16 protein-coding genes and 1 pseudogene are annotated in these 20,800 nt (G+C 71.4%); 10 read left to right on the forward strand and 7 right to left on the reverse strand.

Annotated elements, in window-relative coordinates:
* Window positions 1-157: 157 nt before the first annotated feature.
* Window positions 158-1,090 (reverse strand): LysR family transcriptional regulator, encoded by a 933-nt coding sequence (locus ACFY2K_RS09070; RefSeq protein WP_375882733.1) that lies wholly within the window; start codon window positions 1,088-1,090, stop codon window positions 158-160.
* Between the two features lie 70 nt (window positions 1,091-1,160).
* Here ACFY2K_RS09070 and ACFY2K_RS09075 point away from each other — a divergent pair, with 70 nt between their 5' ends.
* The 8 genes from ACFY2K_RS09075 to ACFY2K_RS09110 all read left to right on the forward strand — a co-directional run bounded on the left by ACFY2K_RS09075 (window position 1,161) and on the right by ACFY2K_RS09110 (window position 9,871).
* Window positions 1,161-2,378 (forward strand): TDT family transporter, encoded by a 1,218-nt coding sequence (locus ACFY2K_RS09075; RefSeq protein ID WP_380644140.1) that lies wholly within the window; start codon window positions 1,161-1,163, stop codon window positions 2,376-2,378.
* A 712-nt stretch (window positions 2,379-3,090) separates the two neighbouring features.
* Window positions 3,091-4,086, forward strand: coding sequence for a LuxR family transcriptional regulator (locus ACFY2K_RS09080; RefSeq protein WP_380523836.1), 996 nt, complete (start codon window positions 3,091-3,093; stop codon window positions 4,084-4,086).
* The gene (locus ACFY2K_RS09085) at window positions 4,076-5,071 is read left to right on the forward strand and encodes a LuxR family transcriptional regulator (RefSeq protein ID WP_380523838.1); all 996 of its coding nucleotides are present in this window, start codon (window positions 4,076-4,078) and stop codon (window positions 5,069-5,071) included. Before ACFY2K_RS09080 ends, ACFY2K_RS09085 begins: the two co-directional genes overlap by 11 nt.
* Window positions 5,064-6,038, forward strand: coding sequence for a LuxR family transcriptional regulator (locus tag ACFY2K_RS09090; protein ID WP_387710411.1), 975 nt, complete (start codon window positions 5,064-5,066; stop codon window positions 6,036-6,038). The genes ACFY2K_RS09085 and ACFY2K_RS09090 overlap by 8 nt, the downstream gene beginning before the upstream one ends.
* Window positions 6,035-7,000: a LuxR C-terminal-related transcriptional regulator gene (locus ACFY2K_RS09095; RefSeq protein WP_387710413.1), complete on the forward strand. Its 966-nt coding sequence runs from the start codon at window positions 6,035-6,037 to the stop codon at window positions 6,998-7,000. The genes ACFY2K_RS09090 and ACFY2K_RS09095 overlap by 4 nt, the downstream gene beginning before the upstream one ends.
* Window positions 6,993-7,955 (forward strand): LuxR family transcriptional regulator, encoded by a 963-nt coding sequence (locus tag ACFY2K_RS09100; RefSeq protein ID WP_387710414.1) that lies wholly within the window; start codon window positions 6,993-6,995, stop codon window positions 7,953-7,955. Before ACFY2K_RS09095 ends, ACFY2K_RS09100 begins: the two co-directional genes overlap by 8 nt.
* Window positions 7,948-8,904, forward strand: a complete 957-nt coding sequence (locus ACFY2K_RS09105) for a LuxR family transcriptional regulator (RefSeq protein ID WP_387710416.1) — start codon at window positions 7,948-7,950, stop codon at window positions 8,902-8,904. Before ACFY2K_RS09100 ends, ACFY2K_RS09105 begins: the two co-directional genes overlap by 8 nt.
* Window positions 8,897-9,871 (forward strand): LuxR family transcriptional regulator, encoded by a 975-nt coding sequence (locus ACFY2K_RS09110; RefSeq protein ID WP_387710418.1) that lies wholly within the window; start codon window positions 8,897-8,899, stop codon window positions 9,869-9,871. The genes ACFY2K_RS09105 and ACFY2K_RS09110 overlap by 8 nt, the downstream gene beginning before the upstream one ends.
* A 7-nt stretch (window positions 9,872-9,878) precedes the next feature.
* On the opposite strand, the gene ACFY2K_RS09115 is transcribed toward ACFY2K_RS09110, so the two are convergent.
* The 6 genes from ACFY2K_RS09115 to dnaK form a co-directional block, all read right to left on the reverse strand.
* Complete coding sequence (locus tag ACFY2K_RS09115) at window positions 9,879-10,499, reverse strand: hypothetical protein (protein WP_380523844.1); 621 nt, start codon at window positions 10,497-10,499, stop codon at window positions 9,879-9,881.
* A 602-nt stretch (window positions 10,500-11,101) separates the two neighbouring features.
* Complete coding sequence (locus tag ACFY2K_RS09120; RefSeq protein WP_387710420.1) at window positions 11,102-12,097, reverse strand: helix-turn-helix domain-containing protein; 996 nt, start codon at window positions 12,095-12,097, stop codon at window positions 11,102-11,104.
* Window positions 12,098-12,301: 204 nt separating this feature from the next.
* Window positions 12,302-12,814 (reverse strand): heat shock protein transcriptional repressor HspR, encoded by a 513-nt coding sequence (locus ACFY2K_RS09125; RefSeq protein WP_375882928.1) that lies wholly within the window; start codon window positions 12,812-12,814, stop codon window positions 12,302-12,304.
* 49 nt (window positions 12,815-12,863) lie between these two features.
* On the reverse strand, window positions 12,864-14,021 hold the full coding sequence (dnaJ, locus tag ACFY2K_RS09130) for a molecular chaperone DnaJ (RefSeq protein ID WP_375882710.1): 1,158 nt from the start codon (window positions 14,019-14,021) through the stop codon (window positions 12,864-12,866).
* 223 nt (window positions 14,022-14,244) lie between these two features.
* Window positions 14,245-14,865 carry a nucleotide exchange factor GrpE gene (gene grpE, locus ACFY2K_RS09135; RefSeq protein ID WP_375882708.1) on the reverse strand — a complete coding sequence of 207 codons (621 nt, stop codon included), beginning with the start codon at window positions 14,863-14,865 and terminating at the stop codon, window positions 14,245-14,247.
* A complete protein-coding gene (dnaK, locus tag ACFY2K_RS09140; RefSeq protein WP_380523849.1) occupies window positions 14,862-16,709 on the reverse strand; it encodes a molecular chaperone DnaK in 1,848 nt (615 codons plus the stop codon). The genes grpE and dnaK overlap by 4 nt, the downstream gene beginning before the upstream one ends.
* 351 nt (window positions 16,710-17,060) lie before the next feature.
* Here dnaK and ACFY2K_RS09145 point away from each other — a divergent pair, with 351 nt between their 5' ends.
* Window positions 17,061-19,283, forward strand: coding sequence for a (Fe-S)-binding protein (locus tag ACFY2K_RS09145; RefSeq protein ID WP_380523851.1), 2,223 nt, complete (start codon window positions 17,061-17,063; stop codon window positions 19,281-19,283).
* Window positions 19,284-19,630: 347 nt separating this feature from the next.
* Window positions 19,631-20,695 (forward strand): annotated as a pseudogene (locus ACFY2K_RS09150) (sugar phosphate nucleotidyltransferase); the annotation flags it as partial.
* Window positions 20,696-20,800 lie beyond the last annotated feature (105 nt).

Genomic DNA, 20,800 nt, shown 5'->3' on the forward strand with positions numbered 1-20,800 from the left:
GATCCTCCCTCGTCGTCCTTCACTGCTGCTGGGTACAGCATGCACTAAGTTGAGTGTACTCCGCTCAACTTTCGAGCGAAGGCTTCTCGCGGAGCCGGAGCCGGAGCCGGTGTGCCGGGGTTCGGGCCTGGGCCGAGGCCCGGGGGCCCTGCGGGGCTCAGCCCTTCCGCCGCAGGTGCTGGCGGACGCTGCGCCGGGTCAGGCCCAGCAGCTCCCGGGCCGGCCCGCCCGGCCGCTGCCCGGCCGGCCACACCGCGCGCAGCGGCCGCCGCAGGTCCAGCTCCTCCGCCAGCGGCACCTCGACCAGCCGCCGGGTGGCCAGCTCCTCCACCACCGCCAGCTCGCTCAGGCAGACCGGCCCCGCCCCGGTCATCGCCGCCCCCTTCAACGCCGTGGACGAGGCCAGCTCCATCCGGGGCTGCACGGCGCCCCCGTACGGTGCCAGCGCCGCCTCCAGCACCTCCCGGGTGCCCGAGCCGGGCTCGCGCAGCACCAGCGGGGTGGCCGCCAGCTCCGCCCCGGTCAGCGGCGTGCGGCGACGCGCCCAGCGGTGGCCGGGCGCCACCACGACCACCAGCCGGTCCGCCGCCACCACCGCGCCGGCCAGTCCGGGCGGGGTGGTCGGACCCTCGACGAAGCCGAGGTCGGCGTCCCCGGCCAGCACGTGCCCGGCGACCTCCGCCGAGTTCGCCGTCCGCAGTGTCACCGCCGTCCCCGGACTGGCCTCGGACAGTGCCAGCAGCCAGCCCGGCATCAGGTACTCGGCGACGGTCAGACTGGCCACCACCCGCAGCTTGGCGTCCCGCCGTTCGCGCAGCGCGTCGATCCCGGCGTCCAGTGCCTGCGCCGCCTCCACCACCTGGCGGGCCCACTCGACCACCAGCCGCCCCGCCTGGGTCGGCCGGCTGCCCCGGGGCGAGCGCTCCAGCAGCGGGACGCCGATCTGCCGCTCCATGCCCTTGATCCGGGCGCTCGCGGTCGGCTGGCTCACGCCCAGCTCGGCCGCGGCCCGGCCGACGCTGCCCAGCCGGGCCACCGCGAGCAGCAGTTCCAGGGCGCCCAGTTCGGGGACGTGCGGAGAGAGGGGCATAGGTTCAGGCTATGCCCTCATAGAACCCGCGGCGCTACCGGCGGCCGGGCCGCTCGGCGACGGTGGAACCATGTCCACCTCGGCCGATGTCCGCCCGCTCACCAGCCCCGCCGCTCCTGCCCGCTCCTCCGAGCAGCCCCGGCCGTCCCGTCCCCTCCGCCCTTCCGGGCCCTCCCGCGACTCCCACGGCTCCCACGGCTCCCGGTTCTCCCCGCTCTCCCGGCTCTCCCGCCTCGACCTGGCCCAGCTCGGCCCCAACTGGTACGCCGCCGTGATGGGCACCGCGATCGTGGCCAACGGCGCCGCCGCCCTGCCGGTCCAGCTGCCCGGGCTGATCGGCTTCGGCGAGGTGATGTGGGCGCTCGGCGTGACGGCCCTGGTGCTGCTGGCCGGCGCCCGCCTGGTGCACCTCACCCGGCACCGCGAGGCGGCCCGCGCCCAGCTGCTGGACAACCCGGCCACCGCCGTCTTCTACGGCTGCCCGCCGATGGCCCTGCTGGCGGTCGGCCTCGGCACCCTGCTGCTCGGCTCCCGGGTCATCGGCACCGGGCCCGCCGTCGCCCTGGACGCCGTGCTGTGGGGTGTCGGCACGCTCTACGCGCTGACCGTCGCGGCCGGCATCCCGTACCTGATGATCACCCGGCACCGGGTGTCCGCCCTGGAGGCCAACCCGACCTGGCTGCTGCCCGTGGTCGCCCCGCTGGTCGCCTCCGCCTGCGGCCCGGCCCTCGTCCCCCACCTGCCCGCCGGAACGCCGCAGGAGGCCATGCTGTACGGCTGCTGGGCGCTGTTCGGGATCGGCCTGCTGGCCACCCTGGTGCTGCTGCCCGTGGTCTTCACCGGCCTGTTCCACAGCAAGCTGCCCACCCTGGTGCTCACCCCCGCGCTGTTCCTGGTGCTCGGCCCGCTCGGCCAGTCCGTCACCGCGATCCACCAGCTCGCCGACGCGGCCCGCCCGGTGCTGCCCGCGCTGGCGCCCGTCCTGCTGCCGCTGGCCGAGCTGTACGGGGTCGCCGTGATCGGCGTCGCGATGCTCTGGCTGGCCGTCGCGCTGACCGCCAACCTGCGCGCCCGGCGGGCCGGGATGCCGTTCGCGATGACCTGGTGGGCGTTCACCTTCCCGGTCGGCACCTGCGTCACCGGCGCCGCCGCGCTCGCCCGGCACACCGGCTTCGGCGGCTTCACCGGGCTCTCCGTCGGGCTCTACCTGCTGCTCGGCACCGCCTGGGCGCTCGCCGCGACCGGCACGGCCACCGGGCTGCTGCGCGGACGGCTGCTGGCGCGCTGAGCCGGGGCGGCGGGGCGGGGTGCGGTCTGCCGGTCTGCCGGTGGGTCGGTCTGCCGGTCTGCCGCTAGCCCGGTCGGCCGCAGTGCGGGCTGAGCTGCGACGACCCGCACGGCGGCCGCCGCACTCAGGAGCACGCCGCCGTTGCAGGAACGCGCAGCTGCACGATGGCGGTGCCCGGCCGACCGCCGCGCGCCGCCCGTACCCCCCGCTGGCCTCGGCCTTTACCGGAATCCCCGCCCCCGCCCGCGGCCCCGCGCCCGCTGCGGGATGCAGATAGCTGCAATTGCGTGAACCTGCACTCGGGCGGCACTTGTTCACCGGCCGTCACACTGTGAAGGTGGAGGTACGCCAGGTCGTCCGGGCACCGCAGTCCGATGGTGGCGACCAGCTCTTCAGAACTGACCACGCGGGCAACGTCCCGCACGCGTGGAACGGGGGGGAAGAGCCCCGGCCGGGATCCATGTGTGGTGATGGAGCCCGAACCGGTACCGGCGAGGCGTTGCTGCTCCGCCTCGACGGAATCGCCCTGACCTGGCGTACCGATGGCGGCCCCCGGGACCCCGTGTGCGACGGCACCCGGACCCGGGGGCCCGCCGTCCGACCGGTAGCGTGAGACGCCCGGCCACCGGTGCCCGCGGACCGCGCAACCCGCGGCCCCGCGCGTACGGACCGGGACAGCAAGGGGAGAGGCGTCCGGCAGGGAGAGTACGACGTGACGGCGGAACCGGCGGTCGCGCCGCACCAGGCGGTACCCGAGGGCGAGGAGCCCGACGAGGCCGCCCGACAGCTCTACCTCGCGGTCATCGCCGAAGGCGGCCGCATCCCGTTCGCCGACGTCACCGACGCCGACCGGGCCGCGCTGCGGCAACTCCTCGACATCGGCCTGGTCATGGTCAACCGGATGGACCGCTGCTACACCGCCGTCAGCCCGCGCTCCGTCAGCGACCGGGTCGGCGCCGAACTCCGCAGCGAGGCAACCCGGTTGCTGGTCCGCGCCGAGAACCTCCCCGGCGCCCTCGACGGCCTCACCCGCGCCTACGACGCGATGCCCCGCCCGTCCGGCACCTCCGGCGGCGCGGTCTACGTCGAGGGCCACGTCCACATCCGCCAGCGGATCTCCCAACTGGTCTCCGACTGCCGCTCCGAGGTCCTCACCGCCCAACCCGGCCACCGCCCCGCCGACACCCTCCAGGTCGCCCTCGCCCAGGACGTCCAACTCCTCCAGCGCGGCTGCTCCCTGCGCACCGTCTACCAGCCCGTCGCCCTCGTCGAACCGGCCGCCCTCGCCTACGCCGAGAAGGTCACCCGGCACGGCTCGCAGATCCGCGTCCTCGACGAACCCTTCCAGCGCCTGATCGTCTTCGACCGCAGCGTCGCCGTCATCTCCGCCAACGACGACAACAGCACCGCCGCGTTCATCAGCGACCCGGCCACCCTCGCCTTCCTGATCGGCGGCTTCGAACGCGACTGGGCCCGCGCCGACACCGCCGAGGCCGCCGCCGCCCTCGGCCAGGGCCCCGCCCGCACCATCCCCGACCGGGTCGGCCGCCTGCTCGCCCGCGGCCTCACCCAGCGCGCCGTCGCCACCCGCCTCGGCCTCAGCGAACGCACCGTCGCCGGCCACATCTCCCGCCTGCGCGACCGGTACGGCGCCCAGACCCTCTTCCAGCTCGGCTGGCTGATGAGAGGCGCCCGCGATGACCGATGAGCCCGGCCCGGCCGAGCGCGCCCTCTACCTCGACGTCGTCCGCGCCGGCGGCCGGCTGCGCCCCGAGGACCTCGCCCCCGCCGACCGCGCCACCGTCGCGGCCCTCGTCGCCCGCGGACTCCTCACCCCGACCGCCACCGGCTACACCGCCGCCAACCCGCGCGCCCTCGGCGACCGGCTCGGCACCGAACTCCGCCTCCGGGCCACCCGCCTGCTGGTGCACGCCGAGCGGCTGCCGGGGACCCTCCAGCCGCTCTCCCAGGCCTACGAGGCGCTCCACCGGCCGTCCGGGTCCGGGGAGGAGGGGGCCGGCGACGCTGCCCGGCCCGACGGCGGCGGGGGCGTGGGCGTGGGCGGGGCCGGTGTGGGCGGGGCCGGTGTGGGTGCCGCCGCCGTCCGCCAGTGCATCTCCGAACTCATCGCCGAGTGCCAGGAGGAGTTCCTCGCCGCCCGACCCGGCCACCACTCCGCCGAGGCCCTCCAGACCAGCCTCGCCCAGGACCTCGCCCTGCTCCGGCGCGGCTGCTCGATGCGCACCCTCCACCAGCCCGGCGCCCTCGACGACCCCGCCACCCTGCGCCAGGTCGCCCTCCGCAGCGGCGAGGGCGCCGAGGCCCGGGTGCTCGCCGAACCGTACGAACGGGTGCTGGTCTTCGACCGCTCGGTGGCCGTCATCCCCGCCGTCGAGGACCGCAACCGCGCCACCGTCGTCACCGACCGCACCACCGTCGCCTACCTGGTCGCCCAGTTCGAACGCGACTGGACCCGCGCCACCCCCGCCGACCGCAACCTCGGCGCCCCCCACCCCACCACCGTCCGCATCGGCCGCCTGCTCGCCCGCGGCCTCACCCAGCGCGCCGTCGCCACCCGCCTCGGCCTCAGCGAACGCACCGTCGCCGGCCACATCGCCCGCCTCCGCGAGCGCTACGGCGCCCAGACCCTCTTCCACCTCGGCTGGTACCTCCGCGGGGAACGCCATGGCTGACCCCACCACCCTCCTCGCCGCCACCCTCCCGGACGCCGCCGCCCGCGCCCTCTACCTCGCCGTCCTGCGCGAGGGCGGCCGCATCCGCGCCGAGGAGGTCGGCGCGGGTGACCGGGAAGCACTCGGACGGCTGGTGGAACTGGGGCTGCTGGTACCGCAGTTGCTGGACGGGTGCTACAGCGCCGTCGACCCGCGCGCGGCCACCGAGCGGATCGGCAGCGAGATCCGCCGACAGAGCATTCGCCTGCTCGCGGAAGCAGAGCAACTCCCCGAGCTGATGGGCGAACTCACCCAGGCCTACGACACCAGCCCGAAGCGGCGGAGCGACTCGACCGGGGTGCGCTACGTCACCGGGCTGGAGGAGATCCGTTACGAAATCGACCGATTGACCGAGGAGTTGCCCGGAGACGGCATGTCGGCCCAGCCCGGCGGCCCCCGCCCGGCCAACGAGATACCGGACTCGCTACGGCACGCCCGCCGCTTCCACGAACGCGGCGGCACCGTGCGCTCCCTCTACGAGGTCTCGGCCAAGTACGACCCGCCGACCGTGCGCTTCGCCGCCCAGGTGTCCCAGCTGGGCGCCACCATCCGAGTCCTCGCCGTACCGTTCAGGCGCTTCCTGGTCTTCGCCCGCACCGTCGCCATCATTCCCGCCGCCGCCGACTACAGCACCGCCGCCGTGGTCGACGACCCCGCGACGGTCGCCTTCGTGGTCGATACCTTCGAGACGCTCTGGCAGCAGGCCGAAGGCGTCAACTGGGACGCACTGGACGACGGTTCCCTCGACTCCGCCGTCCATGAGCAGGTGGGCCGTCTGCTGGCCCGAGGGCTCACCCAGCGCGCCATCGCCACCCGCCTGGGCCTGAGCGAGCGCACGGTGGCCGGTCACATCGCCCGCCTGCGCGAGCTGTACGACGCCGAGACGCTGTTCCAGCTCGGCTGGCAGATGCGGGGTGAACGGCCATGACCGACCAGGGCATCGCCCTCCCGGACACCGCCGCCCGCGCCCTCTACCTCGCCGTCCTGCGCGAAGGTGGCCGCATCCGCGCCGCCGAGGTCGGCGCGGGCGACCGGGAGGCACTCGGGCGGCTGGTGGAACTGGGTCTGCTGGTACCGCAGTTGGTCGACAACTCGTACAGTGCCGTCGACCCCCGGGCGGTCGCCGAACGCATCGGCGCCGACATCCGCAGGGCCGGCGCCCGGCTCCTTGCCGAGGCCGACCAGGTCCCCGAGCAGCTGCGCGACCTCACCCGTGCCTACGACACCGCACCACGCCGGGAGCCGGGCCTGGGCCGGGCCCGGGTCGTCACCGGCAAGGCCGAGATCCGGCACGAAGTCGCGCAACTGACCCAGGAGTTCGCCAGCGAAGCCCTGAGCGCCCAGCCCGGCGCCGCGCGCGACGCCGGCCAGCTCGCCGAATCCCTCGCCCGCACCCGCCGCTACCTCGAACGCGGCGGTGCCATCCGATGTCTGTTCGAGCTCGGTGCCCGCACCGACCCCGGGGCCGTGACGTACGCAGCGGCAGCCACCGCACCGGGCTGCGCGATCCGGGTGCTCGACCGCCCGTTCAAGCGCTTCCTGGTCTTCGACCGGACCGTTGCCGTCATCCCCGCAGAGTCTGACCTCAGCAGCGCCGCCGTGGTCGACGACCCGGCGACGGTGGCCTTCATCGTCGAGGCCTTCGAACAGCTGTGGCAGCGGTCCGACAGTGTCGACTGGGCGTCCCTGGACGGCGGCGCACCGGAATCGGACCTCCGTGACCAGATCGCCCGCCTGCTCACCCAGGGCCTCACCCAACGCTCGATCGCCACCCGCCTGGGCCTCAGCGAGCGCACCGTGGCCGGTCACATCGCCCGCCTGCGCGAGCTGTACGACGCCGACACGCTGTTCCAACTCGGCTGGCAGATGCGGGGAGTCCGTGATGCCTGAGCCGGTACTCGACCTGCCCGATGCCGCCCGCGAGCTCTACCGCGCGATCCTGGAGGACGGCGGGCGGCTCCGGATCGCCGACATCCCGGGGGAGGCCGCCGACACCGTTCAGACCCTGTTGGAAACCGGCCTGTTGAAGCTGTACGCCTCGGACGGCGTGCTCAGCGCGGTCAATCCGCGCACGGTCACCACGCGGATCGCGGCCGAGTTGCGGGCGGCCGGTACCCGCATGCTGGTCCAGGCGGAGGAAGTGCCCGACCTCCTCGACGACCTGGCCGCCGCCTACGACAGTGCTCCGCGACGCCACGACGGCGCCGGGGCCACCCAGATCGTCCACGGACACGCGAACATCCGGCACCGGGTCTCCCAACTCGTAGAAGAGCTGGGCAACGAGGCCCTGTCCCTGCGCCCGGGAGGTGCCAGGCCGGCCGAGGCCGCGGACGACATCGTGGCGCACGCCCGCCGCTACGCCGAGGCGGGCGGCACACTGCGCACGATCTACGAGGTCGCGGCCCGGCTCGACGGCCCGACGGTTCGGATCGCCGCGCGACTGACGGAGGCCGGCTGCCACATCCGGGTCCTGCCCGTCCCGTTCCGACAGCTGATGATCCTCGACCGGACCGTGGCGGTGATCCCCGCCGCCCCGGACGACAGCAGTGCGGCCTTCATCGAGGACCCGGCCGTGGTCGACTTCCTGGTGCGGGACTTCGAGACGCACTGGCAACAGGCCGAAGGCGTCAACTGGGCCGCCCTCGCGGACGGTTCCACCGAAGCCGCCGCCCACGAACAGGTCGGCCGTCTGCTCGCCCGAGGGCTGACCCAGCGTGCCATCGCCACCCGCCTGGGCCTGAGCGAGCGCACGGTGGCCGGCCACATCGCCCGCCTCCGTGAGTCGTACGACGCCGAGACGCTGTTCCAGCTCGGCTGGCAGATGAGGGGAGCCCGCAGTGCCTGACCCGGACCTGCCGGACGCCACCGCCCGTGAGCTCTACCGCGCGATCCTGGCCGAGGGCGGCCGGATCCGCATCGGCGAGGTCCGCCCCGAGGACGAGGCCGCCGTCCGGCAGCTCGCCGACCTCGGCCTGCTCGTCCTCCGCACCGCCGACGGCACCTACAGCGCGGTGAACCCGCGTGCCGTCGGCGAGCGCATCGGTGCGGACCTGCGGGAGGAGAGTGCCCGTCTCCTCGCCCGCGCCGCGGCCGTCCCGGACCTGCTGGACGACCTGACCCAGGCCTACGACACCGCGCCCCGTCGCGCCGACCCGGTCGGCGGGGTCCGGCGGGTGGTCGGCATGCCGGAGATCCGGCACCTGATCTCGCAGCTGGTCAAGGACTACCCGCACGAGGTCCTCGCAGCTCAGCCCGGCGGACCCCGGCCCCACGACCACATGCAGGACACGCTCGACCACAGCCGCCGCTACGTCGAAGCGGGCGGGGCGATGTTCACCGTCTTCGAACCGTCGGCCTGCACCGATCCACGGACGGTCCGGTACGCGCTGCACTCCACCCAGGTCGGTGCCCCGATCCGGCTGCTGGAGGGGCCCTTCACCAAGACGCTGATCTTCGATCGCACCGTCGCCATGATCCCGGCCACCCCCGACCACACGGTCGCCGCCGTCGTCGAGGACGCCGCGATGGTCGCCTACCTGGTCGGGGTCTTCGAGCAGCAGTGGCAGCAGGCCCAGGCCGTGGACTGGGAGTCACTCGCAGCCGGCTCCGCCCCGGTAGCCCACGAGCAGGTTGGCCGCCTGCTCGCCCGAGGCCTGACCCAGCGCGCCATCGCCACCCGCATGGGCCTGAGCGAGCGCACGGTGGCCGGTCACATCGCGCGCCTGCGGGAGCTGTACGACGCCGAGACGCTGTTCCAGCTCGGCTGGCAGATGCGGGGAGCCCGCGATGCCTGAGCCGGTACTCGACCTGCCCGACGGCGCCGCCCGTGAGCTCTACCGGGCGATCCTGGCCGAGGGCGGCCGGATTCGCGTCGGGGAGATCCGCCCCGAGGACGACGCTGCCGTGAAGCAGCTCGCCGACCTCGGCCTGCTCGTCCTCCGCGCTGCGGACGGGTCCTACAGCGCGGTGAACCCCCGCTCCGTCGGCGAGCGCATCGGTGCGGACCTGCGGGAGGAGAGCGCCCGTCTCCTCGCCCGCGCCGCCGCCGTCCCTGACCTGCTGGACGACCTGACCCAGGCCTACGACGTGGCTCCTCGCCGGATGGACCCGGTCGGCGGAGTCCGGAGGATGGCCGGCATGCAGGAGATCCGGCACCTGATCTCACAGCTGGTCAAGGACTACCCGCACGAGGCGTTGTGCGCCCAGCCCGGCGGGGCTCGCCCGCCGGAGCACATGAATGACTCCTTGAAGCAGAGCCGGCGCTACATCGAAGCGGGTGGATCCATCCGCACCACCTTCGAGCCCTCGGTCTGCTCCGATCCGCCGACCGTCGGGTTCGCGCTGGAGTCGACCCGGATCGGCGCTCCGATCCGGGTGTTGGAGGGCACGTTCACCCGGACCCTGATCTTCGACCGCACGGTGGCCATGATTCCTGCGGCTTCCGACAACACGGTCGTCGCCGTGGTGGACGACCCCGCGATGGTCGCCTACCTGGTCGGGGTCTTCGAGCAGCAGTGGGCTCAGGCACTGGCCGTCGACTGGGCGTCACTGGCAGCGGGCAGTTCGCCGGCCACCTACGAGCAGGTGGGTCGCCTGCTCGCCAGGGGTCTCACACAGCGGGCGATCGCCAGTCGCATGGGCCTGAGCGAGCGCACGGTGGCCGGTCACATCGCCCGGCTGCGTGAGGTGTACGACGCCGAGACGCTGTTCCAGCTCGGCTGGCAGATGCGGGGAGCCCGGACGGGGGAGTCCGGTGGGTGAGCCCTGCTCAGCCGGTGGCGGCGCCGGTCGGCCAGTAGCCGGGGACGGAGGTCTGCTGCTGCCGGGGGACGTTGAAGCGGTCGCCGGGGGCGGTCCAGAAACCCTCGCGGAGGGAGAGCGCCATGCCGGCCCAGTCGAGGGCGGTCTCCACGGTGTGGTGGAGGGCCTCCTGGGACCAGGTGTCGTCGAAGACCAGCGGCAGGACGGGGGCGACCTGCTCGATGGTGGCGATCAGCGGGTTGTGGGTGATGGCCTCGTCGACGAGAAGGACGATCGGCTTCCGCAGCGCCGACGCCCAACCGAGTTCGAGGCTGACACCGGCCGAGAGCGGGGCGCCGACGTAGGCGAACACCAGGTCCGCGGACTGGAGCGCCCGGAAGTCGGAGGGGACGCGGGGCTCGGGTGCCCGGCCGGCGACGGTCCAGGCATCGCTGTGGTGCGCGCTGTACACGGCGGCACCGCTGCGCAGGAGGGTGGTGCGGAGCGTCGTCAGCCGCGTCCGGCTGGCGAGCGTCACCACGCTGTCCGCGGGGCCGGTCAGCCGCATCAGCGGCGCGGCCAGGAACACACGTGCACGCCGACCCTCAGGGGCCTGGCTGTCGTTGTGACGCAGGTAGGGCTCGGTCATGTCGACTCCGGGGGATTGCCTTAAGGCCTATCGGCACGCCGACTGGCGGGAACATGGGCTGCTCAGGCTTTGGGCTTGTCTTGTGTGGTGAGGTACTGGTCGCTCGTTTGAATGGGCATTGCCAAGTTTGCCAGGCTTGCTGAGACCATCGAGAGCGAACTGATCGTCCATCGATCCGGCCCGTCGCGTCCAGGGTTGCCCTGTGTCATCTGGCTGCCTGGCAGGGAGATGACGCAGCTGACTCTGTGGGTGAGCTTGGCAGCTACGAGTGTTATGCGGCAGCATGTGGACGATAGTGCTTCTCTTGCTGATTCGTTCGATACAAGACGGAAGGGGTGGGCGCATGTCTCGCATGTACCGATTTGTCCGTAGGGCGCTGCTGCCTCTGGCCATTGGTGCGGCTGCTCTGGTGGGTGTGTATCTCACGGCAGTTGATGCTGATGCCCCGCCCGCGTCTGTGTCGGCGGCTGTTTCTGTTGCTGACGACCTGGGGTGGTCCTGACGATCGTCTTGGCGGTTCCGTTTTGAGTGGGCGCCAGGGCAGGAGCGGCGAAGCCGCGTTGGGCCGGGACTTCGGAAAGGCCCACTGCAAGGCGTCGGCCTTACTGGGGTGGCACCTCTGAAGCTCTGGCGAGGGCGTATCCGAGCTGGAACAGGGAGTCGACGTTGTACTCCTCCCTCATCTCCGCGATGTGTCGAGCCAGCGTGCGCTCGCTGATGCCCAACCGCCTTGCTATGACTCGGTGATTGGTGCCGGCAAGAAGTAGGTCGATGACCGTCTGGCGCAGACGGGACACCACCTGCTGGGGTACGGCCCGGTCTCCATCGAAATCAAGTGCCCGGTTCCAGCTTGGTTCGAACACTGCCTCGGCGAGATAGTTGGCAATGGTTGGCTCAAATATAAAGGCGGCCGAGGTCATGTCGTCTGCGATTGGAATGACCGCAATTCGCCGATCTATGACAATCAAGCGAATATAGGGTTCGTCCAGAGTCCGGTACTGTCCGCCGGCCTTGGCGAGTTTCGCCACGTAGTCCCGTGTTGGCTGGTGGTAGCGGGTGCTGGCGTGGTAGATCGTGCGCATTGTCGTTCCACGGTGCAGCGTTTCCAGGTCTCGCTCGATCATGGCGTCGAGGAGCTCTGGCGGTCGCGGTCCTCCTGGCTGGAGCGCCAGTGCCTCTTCCATTCCGGCGGAAATGCACTGGCCTAGGCGCTGATTGATGAGAACCTTTCCATGGATGTATTCGATCGAGCCGCCCGTCTGGCGCTGGGAATGGAATTCATTGGAGAGCTCTTGGAGCTCAAGTGGCAGTGAAACGGCGCGTGACAGCAAGTCCAGCGCTTGCCTTTGCCAGGTGTTGCTGATGCGATCGGCGAGTTGAGCGGGATCAACTGCAACGAGGATGCCGGGCTCGTCCGAATCGGGGACAAGCAGTCCTATGTCGATCAACTCGGCCAGCGGATTGCCGCTCTCGGGGTAATGAGCATTGCTGGGAAAACGCCCACCATTTTGGACAATCTCCAGGTACGCGGTGCGCGCTTCTGCCGAGAGGGCGTGTGGCCCACCTTGGGTGGAAGCCGCGTGGGCTCGTCCACTCATTTGCGGCTCCCTGCCGTCGATCCGAAGATGTCCAAGATCTGGTCTCCTGGATTTTAGGGTGCCGATCCTCGGTCGGAGGATGGTCAGGACGTTCCGTACTGGTTCGGGCCGCTGGTCGGCTGCCACTCTCTCACCGCAACGCAGCCGCCGGCACCCCCCGAACAGGAGGGAGCCGGCGGCTGGTGGTGCGGTGCGGGCCCCGGGTCAGCGCTTGGGGCGCCAGACGACGAGGGCGCTGGATTGGGGGGTGGGGGGCTGGTAGGGGACGAGGTCGCGGCGGTAGGAGGCGTGGACGGCGGCCTCGCGCTGCTGGAGGGCGGTGGCGGCGCCTTCGAGGGAGTCGGCCAGTTCGGTGATGCGCGACTGGAGGGCGCTGACCTGGTTCTCCAGCTCGATGATCCGCTTGATGCCGGCCAGGTTGATGCCCTCGTCCTGGGAGAGCCGCTGGACCTCGCGCAGCTGCTGGATGTCCCGGGCGGAGTAGCGGCGGCCGCGGCCGGCGGTGCGGTCGGGGCAGACCAGGCCGAGGCGGTCGTACTGGCGCAGGGTCTGCGGGTGGAGGCCGGAGAGTTCGGCGGCGACCGAGATGACGTACACCGGGGTGTCCTCGGTGAGGACGTACTGCGGCGCGGACGCGGCGCGGCGGGGGCGGCCGCCGGCGGGGTTGCCGGGGAGGCCTTCGCCGAGGCCCGGGCCGATCGGGCCGTTGGAGGCCATCGGGTCCATCGGGTTCGTCGGGTTCAGCGGGTTCGGGGACATCTGGTCGTCACGCTCCCTTCGCCGCCCGGAAGAGAGCGGCTCGTGGGTCGTCGGAGGCGGTGGCCTCGCGGTACTGCTCCAGGGCGTCCAGCGCGTCACCGGCGACGTGCTGGGGGACGACGACCTCGACGGTGACGAGGAGGTCGCCGCGGGTGCCGTCCTTGCGGGTGGCGCCCTTGCCGCGGGCGCGCATGGTGAGGCCGTTGGCGCTGCCCGGGGGGAGCTTGAGCTTCACGGCGGGGCCGTTCAGCGTGGGCACCTCGATGGTGGCGCCGAGGGCGGCCTCGGGGAAGGTGACCGGGACGGTGACGGTGAGGTTGTCGCCCTTGCGCCCGAACACCGGGTGGGGGTCGACGTGCACGGTGACGTAGAGGTCACCGGGCTGGCCGCCGCGTTCGCCCTGGGCGCCCTTGCCCTTGAGCCGGATCCGCTGGTCGGCCTGGACGCCGGCCGGGATGCGGACCTGCATGGTGCGGGCGGAGCTGGCCCGGCCGCTGCCGTGGCAGTCGGGGCACGGGTCGTCGACGATCATGCCCCGGCCGCGGCAGTCCTTGCAGGGCTCGGAGAGCGCGAAGGCGCCCTGGCCGCGGCTGACGGTGCCGGCGCCGACGCAGGTCGGGCAGACCCGGGGGGTGGTGCCGGTCTTGGCGCCGGTGCCGTTGCAGAGCCGGCAGGGGGCCTGGCTGGTCATCCGCAGCGGGACGGTCGCGCCGTCGACGGCCTCCTCGAAGGAGAGCGTCACCTCGGTCTCGACGTCGGCTCCGCGCCGGGGCTGGGCCTGCCGGGCGCCGCCGCGGTTGAAGAGGCCGCCGAAGACGTCGCCGAGTCCGCCGCCGCCACCGCTGCCCTGGTTGCCGTTGAAGAGGTCGCCGAAGTCGAAGCCGTAGCCACCGGCGCCGCCGGGGCCGCCGGTGCGGAAGCCGCCGTTGGCGAAGAGGCTGCGGGCCTCGTCGTACTCCTTGCGGCGCTTCTCGTCGGAGAGGACGTCGTACGCCTCGGAGATGTCCTTGAAGCGCTCCTCGGCCTTGGCGTCGCCCTTGTTCGCGTCCGGGTGGAACTCGCGCGCCAGCTTGCGGTAGGTCTTCTTGATCTCGGTGGCGGTGGCGTCCTTGGGCACGCCGAGGACCTTGTAGTAGTCCTTCTCGACAAAGTCCTTGCCGCTCATGCGCCCACCTCGCTCCGCCCGGAAGCCGCTGAGCGGTTCACGCACCCCTCGATGGTTCGCTCGCTGTGCTCGCTCACCGCTCCCGACACCTCCCGATGTCCATCGTCACTGCGCTGTCAACAGCCGCCGGAAGAAGCGCTGCTGACAGCGCGCTGCGGAGCCGGCCGCCGTACTGGCCGGCGTACGACTCCGCAGCGCACTGGTTGTCAGCTGTCACAGGTTGTCAGCTGTCCGAGCCACCGTCGGACTTGTCCTTCTCGGCGGACTTCGCGTCGGCGTCCGGGCCGGGCGTCGTCTGGGTGCCGGGCTGGGGCTCGGCCACGGCGACCATCGCCGGGCGGATGATCCGCTCGCCGATGCGGTAGCCGGGCTGGAGGATCTGGACGCAGGTGTCCTCGGTGACGTCCGAGGAGTAGCTGTGCATCAGCGCCTCGTGCTGCGTCGGGTCGAAGGGCTCGCCCTCCTTGCCGAACTGCTGCAGGCCCAGCTTGGCGACGACCATCTCCAGGGAGTCGGAGACGGACTTGAAGCCGCCCGTCACCTCGCCGTGCTCGCGGGCGCGGCCGATGTCGTCCAGGACGGGGATCAGGGACTCCAGGATGTTGGAGACCGCGATCTCGCGGACGGTCAGCCGGTCGCGCTCGACCCGCTTGCGGTAGTTCTGGTACTCGGCCTGCAGTCGCTGCAGGTCCGCGGTGCGCTCGGCCAGCTCGCGCTTGGCCGTGGAGAGCTCCTCGGGGGTCTCGCCGGCACCGGCCGAGGCGGCTTCCTCGGCGGCCTTGATCACGGCCTCCTCGGCGGCGGAGTCGTCGCCGGGCTTGCCGCCCTGCGGCTTGTCCGTCATGCCGACGCACCGCCCTTGGGCTTCTCGTCGTCGACGATCTCGGCGTCGACGACGTCGTCCTCCTTGGCGTGGGCGGAGTCGCCGGCCGCGGCGGCACCGGCACCGGCGGCGTCGGCGTTGGCGTAGAGCGCCTGGCCGAGCTTCTGGGCGGTGGTGGAGACCTTCTCGGAGGCCTCGCGGATCTTCGCGATGTCCTCGCCCTTGAGGGCTTCCTTGAGCTCGCCGATGGCGGTCTCGACCTCGGTCTTGACGTCGGCCGGCAGCTTGTCGGAGTTGTCGGCGATGAACTTCTCGGTCGAGTAGACGAGCTGCTCGGCGGAGTTGCGGGTCTCGACGGCCTCGCGGCGCTTGTGGTCGTCCTCGGCGTACTGCTCGGCCTCGCGGCGCATGCGGTCGACCTCGTCCTTCGGCAGCGAGGAGCCGCCGGTGACGGTCATCTTCTGCTCCTTGCCGGTGCCGAGGTCCTTCGCGCCGACGTGCATGATGCCGTTGGCGTCGATGTCGAAGGTGACCTCGATCTGCGGCAGGCCGCGCGGCGCCGGCGGGAGGCCGGTCAGCTCGAACATCCCGAGCTTCTTGTTGTACGCGGCGATCTCGCGCTCGCCCTGGTAGACCTGGATCTGCACGGACGGCTGGTTGTCCTCGGCCGTGGTGAAGATCTCGGAGCGCTTGGTCGGGATCGTGGTGTTGCGCTCGATCAGCTTGGTCATGATGCCGCCCTTGGTCTCGATGCCGAGGGACAGCGGGGTGACGTCGAGCAGCAGGACGTCCTTGACCTCGCCCTTGAGGACACCGGCCTGGAGCGCGGCGCCGATGGCGACGACCTCGTCCGGGTTGACGCCCTTGTTGGCGTCCTGGCCGCCGGTCAGCTCCTTGACGAGCTCGGCGACGGCGGGCATGCGGGTCGAGCCACCGACCAGGACGACGTGGTCGATCTCGGAGAGCGAGATGCCGGCGTCCTTGATCACGTTGTGGAACGGGACCTTGCAGCGGTCCAGCAGGTCCGCGGTCAGCTGCTGGAACTGGGAGCGGGTGAGCTTCTCGTCCAGGTGCAGCGGGCCCTCGGCGGAGGCCGTGATGTAGGGCAGGTTGATCGAGGTCTCGGAGGACGAGGACAGCTCGATCTTGGCCTTCTCGGCAGCCTCGCGCAGACGCTGCAGGGCCATCTTGTCCTTGGACAGGTCGACGCCGTGGCCGGACTGGAAGACCTTGACCAGGTGGTCGACGACGCGCTGGTCCCAGTCGTCGCCGCCGAGGTGGTTGTCACCGTTGGTGGCCTTCACCTCGACGACCCCGTCGCCGATCTCCAGCAGGGAGACGTCGAAGGTGCCGCCGCCGAGGTCGAAGACCAGGATGGTCTGGTCGTCCTTGTCCAGGCCGTAGGCCAGGGCGGCCGCGGTGGGCTCGTTGACGATGCGCAGGACGTTGAGGCCCGCGATCTCACCGGCCTCCTTGGTGGCCTGGCGCTCCGAGTCGTTGAAGTACGCCGGGACGGTGATGACGGCGTCGGTGACGGTCTCGCCCAGGTAGGCCTCGGCGTCGCGCTTCAGCTTCTGCAGCACGAAGGCCGAGATCTGCTGCGGGTTGAAGTCCTTGCCGTCGATGTTGATCTTCCACCCGGTGCCCATGTGGCGCTTCACCGAGCGGATGGTGCGGTCGACGTTGGTGACCGCCTGGCGCTTCGCCACCTCGCCGACCAGGACCTCGCCGTTCTTGGCGAAGGCGACGACGGACGGCGTGGTCCGCGCGCCCTCGGCGTTCGTGATGACGGTGGGCTCGCCACCCTCCAGAACGCTGACGACCGAGTTCGTCGTACCGAGGTCGATGCCGACCGCGCGTGCCATCGTAGATACCTCCACGGAAGAGTTGAGCTTTACAGGCTCAAGGATGCACGACCCGGCGGGCATCGTCAACAGCTATGAGTGTTCGGCGCTCAACTTTGCTGATGCCGGTCCGGAGGGGGCGGGGGTTCCCGGCGCGCGTGGCCCGGGGCGGCGCGCGTGCGGTCACGTGACTGCCGCCATAGCTTGGGAACCTTCTGGAGGACTGTTGGCGACCTGTAATGTCCGGGCCGTCGGCCCGGCAAGTTACCGACCAGTACAATCACTCGGACAACCGCGGTCCCGCAGAACGCAGCACGCAAACCGCAGAACCGCAGACACTGCTCAACCGCAAGCCGCAGGAGACGGAGAGCGATGCAACTAGCAGCGATCGTCATCTCGCTGGTCACGTTCGTGATCGGCACCGCGCTCGCCCTCCGTGCGGCGTGGCACATTTTCAGGGTCGTGCTGACCGGCGCGCCGGACACCACCCGCTTCGGCAAGCCCGCCCAGCGGGTGAAGACCCTCGCGACCGAGTTCTTCGGCCACACCCGGATGAACCGCTGGGGGATCGTCGGCATCGCCCACTGGTTCGTCGCCGTCGGCTTCTTCAGCCTGGTGCTCACCATCGTCAACGCGATGGGCCAGCTGTTCGACGCCGAGTGGGAACTGCCGATCATCGGCAACTGGATGATCTGGCAGCTCTTCGTCGAGCTGGTCGGCACCCTGACCACCCTGGGCATCGCCACCCTGATCGTGATCCGGTTGATGAGCCTGCCGTCCCGGTCGGGCCGCAAGTCCCGGTTCGCCGGCTCGATCGCCTGGCAGGCCTTCTACGTCGAGTACACGATCCTCGGCATCGGCCTGTGCATCCTGATGCTGCGCGCCCTGGAGGGCGCCCTGGCCGGCGTCGACTCGTACGGTCCGGAGCACCTGGTCTCGTACCCGATCACCTCGGCGCTGAGCGGGCTGTCGCACGGCACGCTGGAGAACCTGGTCTACCTGTTCGCGATGCTGAAGATCTGCATCTCGTTCGCGTGGGCGATCACCATCGGCCTCAACCCCTCGATGGGCGTGGCCTGGCACCGCTTCCTCGGCTTCTTCAACATCTACTTCAAGCGCGAGGACGACGGCGCCACCGCGCTCGGCGGGCTCCGTCCGATGACCAGCAAGGGCGCGCCGATCGACTTCGAGGACCCGGCCGACGACGCCGTCTTCGGCGTCTCCCAGGTCGAGCACTTCTCCTGGAAGGGCATCCTCGACTTCTCCACCTGCACCGAGTGCGGCCGCTGCCAGTCGCAGTGCCCCGCCTGGAACACCGGCAAGCCGCTGTCCCCCAAGCTGCTGATCATGAGCCTGCGCGAGCACGTCTACGGCAAGGCGCCGTACCTGCTGGCCGGTGGCGGCAAGGACATGGAGGGCGTCGAGCAGGCCACCGCCGAGCAGCTCAAGGACGTCCCGGCGGCCGCCCTGGCCGAGGCCGAGCGCCCGCTGATCGGCACCGCCGAGGAGAACGGCGTCATCGACCCGGACGTGCTGTGGTCCTGCACCACCTGCGGCGCCTGCGTCGAGCAGTGCCCGGTGGACATCGAGCACGTCGACCACATCGTCGACATGCGCCGTTACCAGGTGATGATCGAGAGCAACTTCCCGACCGAGGCCGGGACGATGCTCAAGAACCTGGAGAACAAGGGCAACCCGTGGGGCATGGCCACCAAGGCCCGCCTCGACTGGGTCAAGGAGCTCAAGAAGGAGACCGGCATCGAGGTGCCGGTGATCGGCGAGGACATCGACCCCGCCGAGGTCGAGTACCTCTACTGGGTCGGCTGCGCCGGCGCCCTGGAGGACCGCGCCAAGAAGACCACCAAGGCCTTCGCCGAGCTGCTGCACACCGCGGGCGTGAAGTTCGCCATCCTCGGCAAGGAGGAGACCTGCTCCGGTGACTCCCCGCGCCGCCTGGGCAACGAGTTCCTCTTCCAGATGCTCGGCGCGCAGAACGTGGAGACGCTGAACGCCGCGCTGGAGGACGCCCCGACCAAGCGGATCGTGGCCACCTGCCCGCACTGCTTCAACACCATCGCCAACGAGTACCCGCAGCTCGGCGGGCACTTCGAGGTGATCCACCACACCCAGCTGCTGCAGCACCTGATCGACGAGGGCAAGCTCGTCCCGGTCAACCCGGTCGAGGGCCTGATCACCTACCACGACCCCTGCTACCTGGGCCGCCACAACAAGGTCTACAGCCCGCCGCGCGAGATCATGGACAAGGTCCCCGGTCTGCGCCAGCAGGAGATGCACCGCCACAAGGAGCGCGGCTTCTGCTGCGGCGCCGGCGGCGCGCGGATGTGGATGGAGGAGCGCATCGGCAAGCGGATCAACACCGAGCGCGTGGACGAGGCGCTGTCGCTCAACCCGGACATCGTCTCCACCGCCTGCCCGTTCTGCCTGGTGATGCTCTCCGACTCGGTCAACGGCAAGAAGAACGAGGGCGCGGCCAAGGAGCACCTCAAGGTGGTCGACGTGGCCCAGCTGCTGCTCGACTCGGTGAAGGCGACCCCGCCGGCCGAGGCCGAGGAGCCCGCGACGGTGGACGCGTAGCCGTGGACGCGTGGACGGTGAGCACGTAACCGCGGTCACCGCGGTCACTGCGGTCACCGTTCGCTGTTCGACAGTTCTGCAACAACCGCCCGGTCCGGTGGACGCCGCCAACGCGCCCGCCGGGCCGGGCTTTCCGGTGGCCCGGGCGACGGTCGGCGGTACGGCGGGCGGACGGCGAGTGACGTCAATCGCACGGCCGCCGGACGGGCATTCGGTCGGAAGGAAATACAGTAGGCGCCGGACCGGCTGCGAGCCGGGCGACCCGTTCAGGACGGGTTCGGACCACTGACGGAGGTATCGGCCCGCCGGGCCGGGCCGCGGAGAGCACAAGGGGAACAGCGCAGACCATGACCGAGGCGATCATGCTCGTCGGTGGTAAGGGCACGCGACTGCGTCCGCTGACCACCCACACCCCCAAGCCGATGCTGCCCGTGGCGGGCGTCCCCTTCATCGCCCACCAGCTGGCCCGTGCCGCCGCCGCCGGGGTCACCCGGGTGGTGCTGGCCACCTCCTACCTGGCCGAGGTGTTCGAGGACCACTTCCAGGACGGCACCCCGTACGGGATCGAGCTGGTCTACCTGACCGAGCGCGAGCCGCTGGGCACCGGCGGGGCCATCCGCAACGCCGCCTCCGGGCTGACCTGCGGCCCGGACGAGCCGGTCCTGGTCTTCAACGGCGACATCCTCTCCGGCCTCGACATCGCCGCCCTGCGCGACGGCCACGTGGCCGCCGGGGCCGACGTCACCCTGCACCTCACCCGGGTGGAGGACCCGCGGGCCTTCGGCCTCGTCCCGACCGACGCGAACGGGCGGGTGCTGGAGTTCCTGGAGAAGCCGGAGACACCGGAGCAGATCGTCACCGACCAGATCAACGCCGGCTGCTACGTCTTCACCCGCTCCGTCATCGACCGCATCCCGGCCGGCCGCGAGGTCTCCGTCGAGCGCGAGACCTTCCCCGAGCTGCTGGCCACCGGCGCCCTGCTGCGCGGTGTCGTCGACACCTCGTACTGGCTGGACCTCGGCACCCCGGCCGCGTTCGTCCGCGGCTCGGCCGACCTGGTGCTCGGCAAGGTCGACTCCCCGGCCGTGCCCGGCCCCACCGGTGACGCCCTGCTGCTGCCCGGCGCCACCGTCCACCCGGGCGCGGTGCTCAGCGGCGGCACCGTGGTCTCCGCGGACGCGGTGGTCGAGGCCGGCGCGATCGTCGAGGGCAGCGTGATCCTGCCCGGCGCCGTGATCGGCCCGGACACCCTGGTCAAGGACTCGATCGTGGGCGCCTACGCCACGGTCGGCGACCGCTCGGCCCTGGACGGCGCGGTGATCGGCGACGGCGCGATCGTCGAGTCCGACAACGAGCTGCCCAACGGCATCCGGATCGCCTGCGGCACCCTGCTGCCGGTCGGCGCCGTCCGCACCACGGCCGGCCCGGGCGGCTGCCCGGCCGGCACGGCCGCGGCCGTCTCGGTGCACGGGCCGTCGGTCACCGCCCAGCGCTGACGGCTCCGCAGCGGCCCCGGG

The organism is Kitasatospora sp. NPDC001309 (genome assembly GCF_042896295.1).
Taxonomy (GTDB): Bacteria; Actinomycetota; Actinomycetes; order Streptomycetales; family Streptomycetaceae; genus Kitasatospora.

Coding starts and splice junctions, on each gene's coding strand:
- ACFY2K_RS09110 (WP_387710418.1), top strand. CDS start 8,897: ATGCCTGAGCCGGTACTCGACCTGCCCGACGGCGCCGCCCGTGAGCTC.
- dnaK (WP_380523849.1), bottom strand. CDS start 16,709: ATGGCACGCGCGGTCGGCATCGACCTCGGTACGACGAACTCGGTCGTC.
- ACFY2K_RS09085 (WP_380523838.1), top strand. CDS start 4,076: ATGACCGATGAGCCCGGCCCGGCCGAGCGCGCCCTCTACCTCGACGTC.
- grpE (WP_375882708.1), bottom strand. CDS start 14,865: ATGACGGACAAGCCGCAGGGCGGCAAGCCCGGCGACGACTCCGCCGCC.
- ACFY2K_RS09145 (WP_380523851.1), top strand. CDS start 17,061: ATGCAACTAGCAGCGATCGTCATCTCGCTGGTCACGTTCGTGATCGGC.
- ACFY2K_RS09120 (WP_387710420.1), bottom strand. CDS start 12,097: ATGAGTGGACGAGCCCACGCGGCTTCCACCCAAGGTGGGCCACACGCC.
- ACFY2K_RS09090 (WP_387710411.1), top strand. CDS start 5,064: ATGGCTGACCCCACCACCCTCCTCGCCGCCACCCTCCCGGACGCCGCC.
- ACFY2K_RS09100 (WP_387710414.1), top strand. CDS start 6,993: ATGCCTGAGCCGGTACTCGACCTGCCCGATGCCGCCCGCGAGCTCTAC.
- ACFY2K_RS09125 (WP_375882928.1), bottom strand. CDS start 12,814: ATGGCCTCCAACGGCCCGATCGGCCCGGGCCTCGGCGAAGGCCTCCCC.
- dnaJ (WP_375882710.1), bottom strand. CDS start 14,021: ATGAGCGGCAAGGACTTTGTCGAGAAGGACTACTACAAGGTCCTCGGC.
- ACFY2K_RS09115 (WP_380523844.1), bottom strand. CDS start 10,499: ATGACCGAGCCCTACCTGCGTCACAACGACAGCCAGGCCCCTGAGGGT.
- ACFY2K_RS09095 (WP_387710413.1), top strand. CDS start 6,035: ATGACCGACCAGGGCATCGCCCTCCCGGACACCGCCGCCCGCGCCCTC.
- ACFY2K_RS09070 (WP_375882733.1), bottom strand. CDS start 1,090: ATGCCCCTCTCTCCGCACGTCCCCGAACTGGGCGCCCTGGAACTGCTG.
- ACFY2K_RS09075 (WP_380644140.1), top strand. CDS start 1,161: ATGTCCACCTCGGCCGATGTCCGCCCGCTCACCAGCCCCGCCGCTCCT.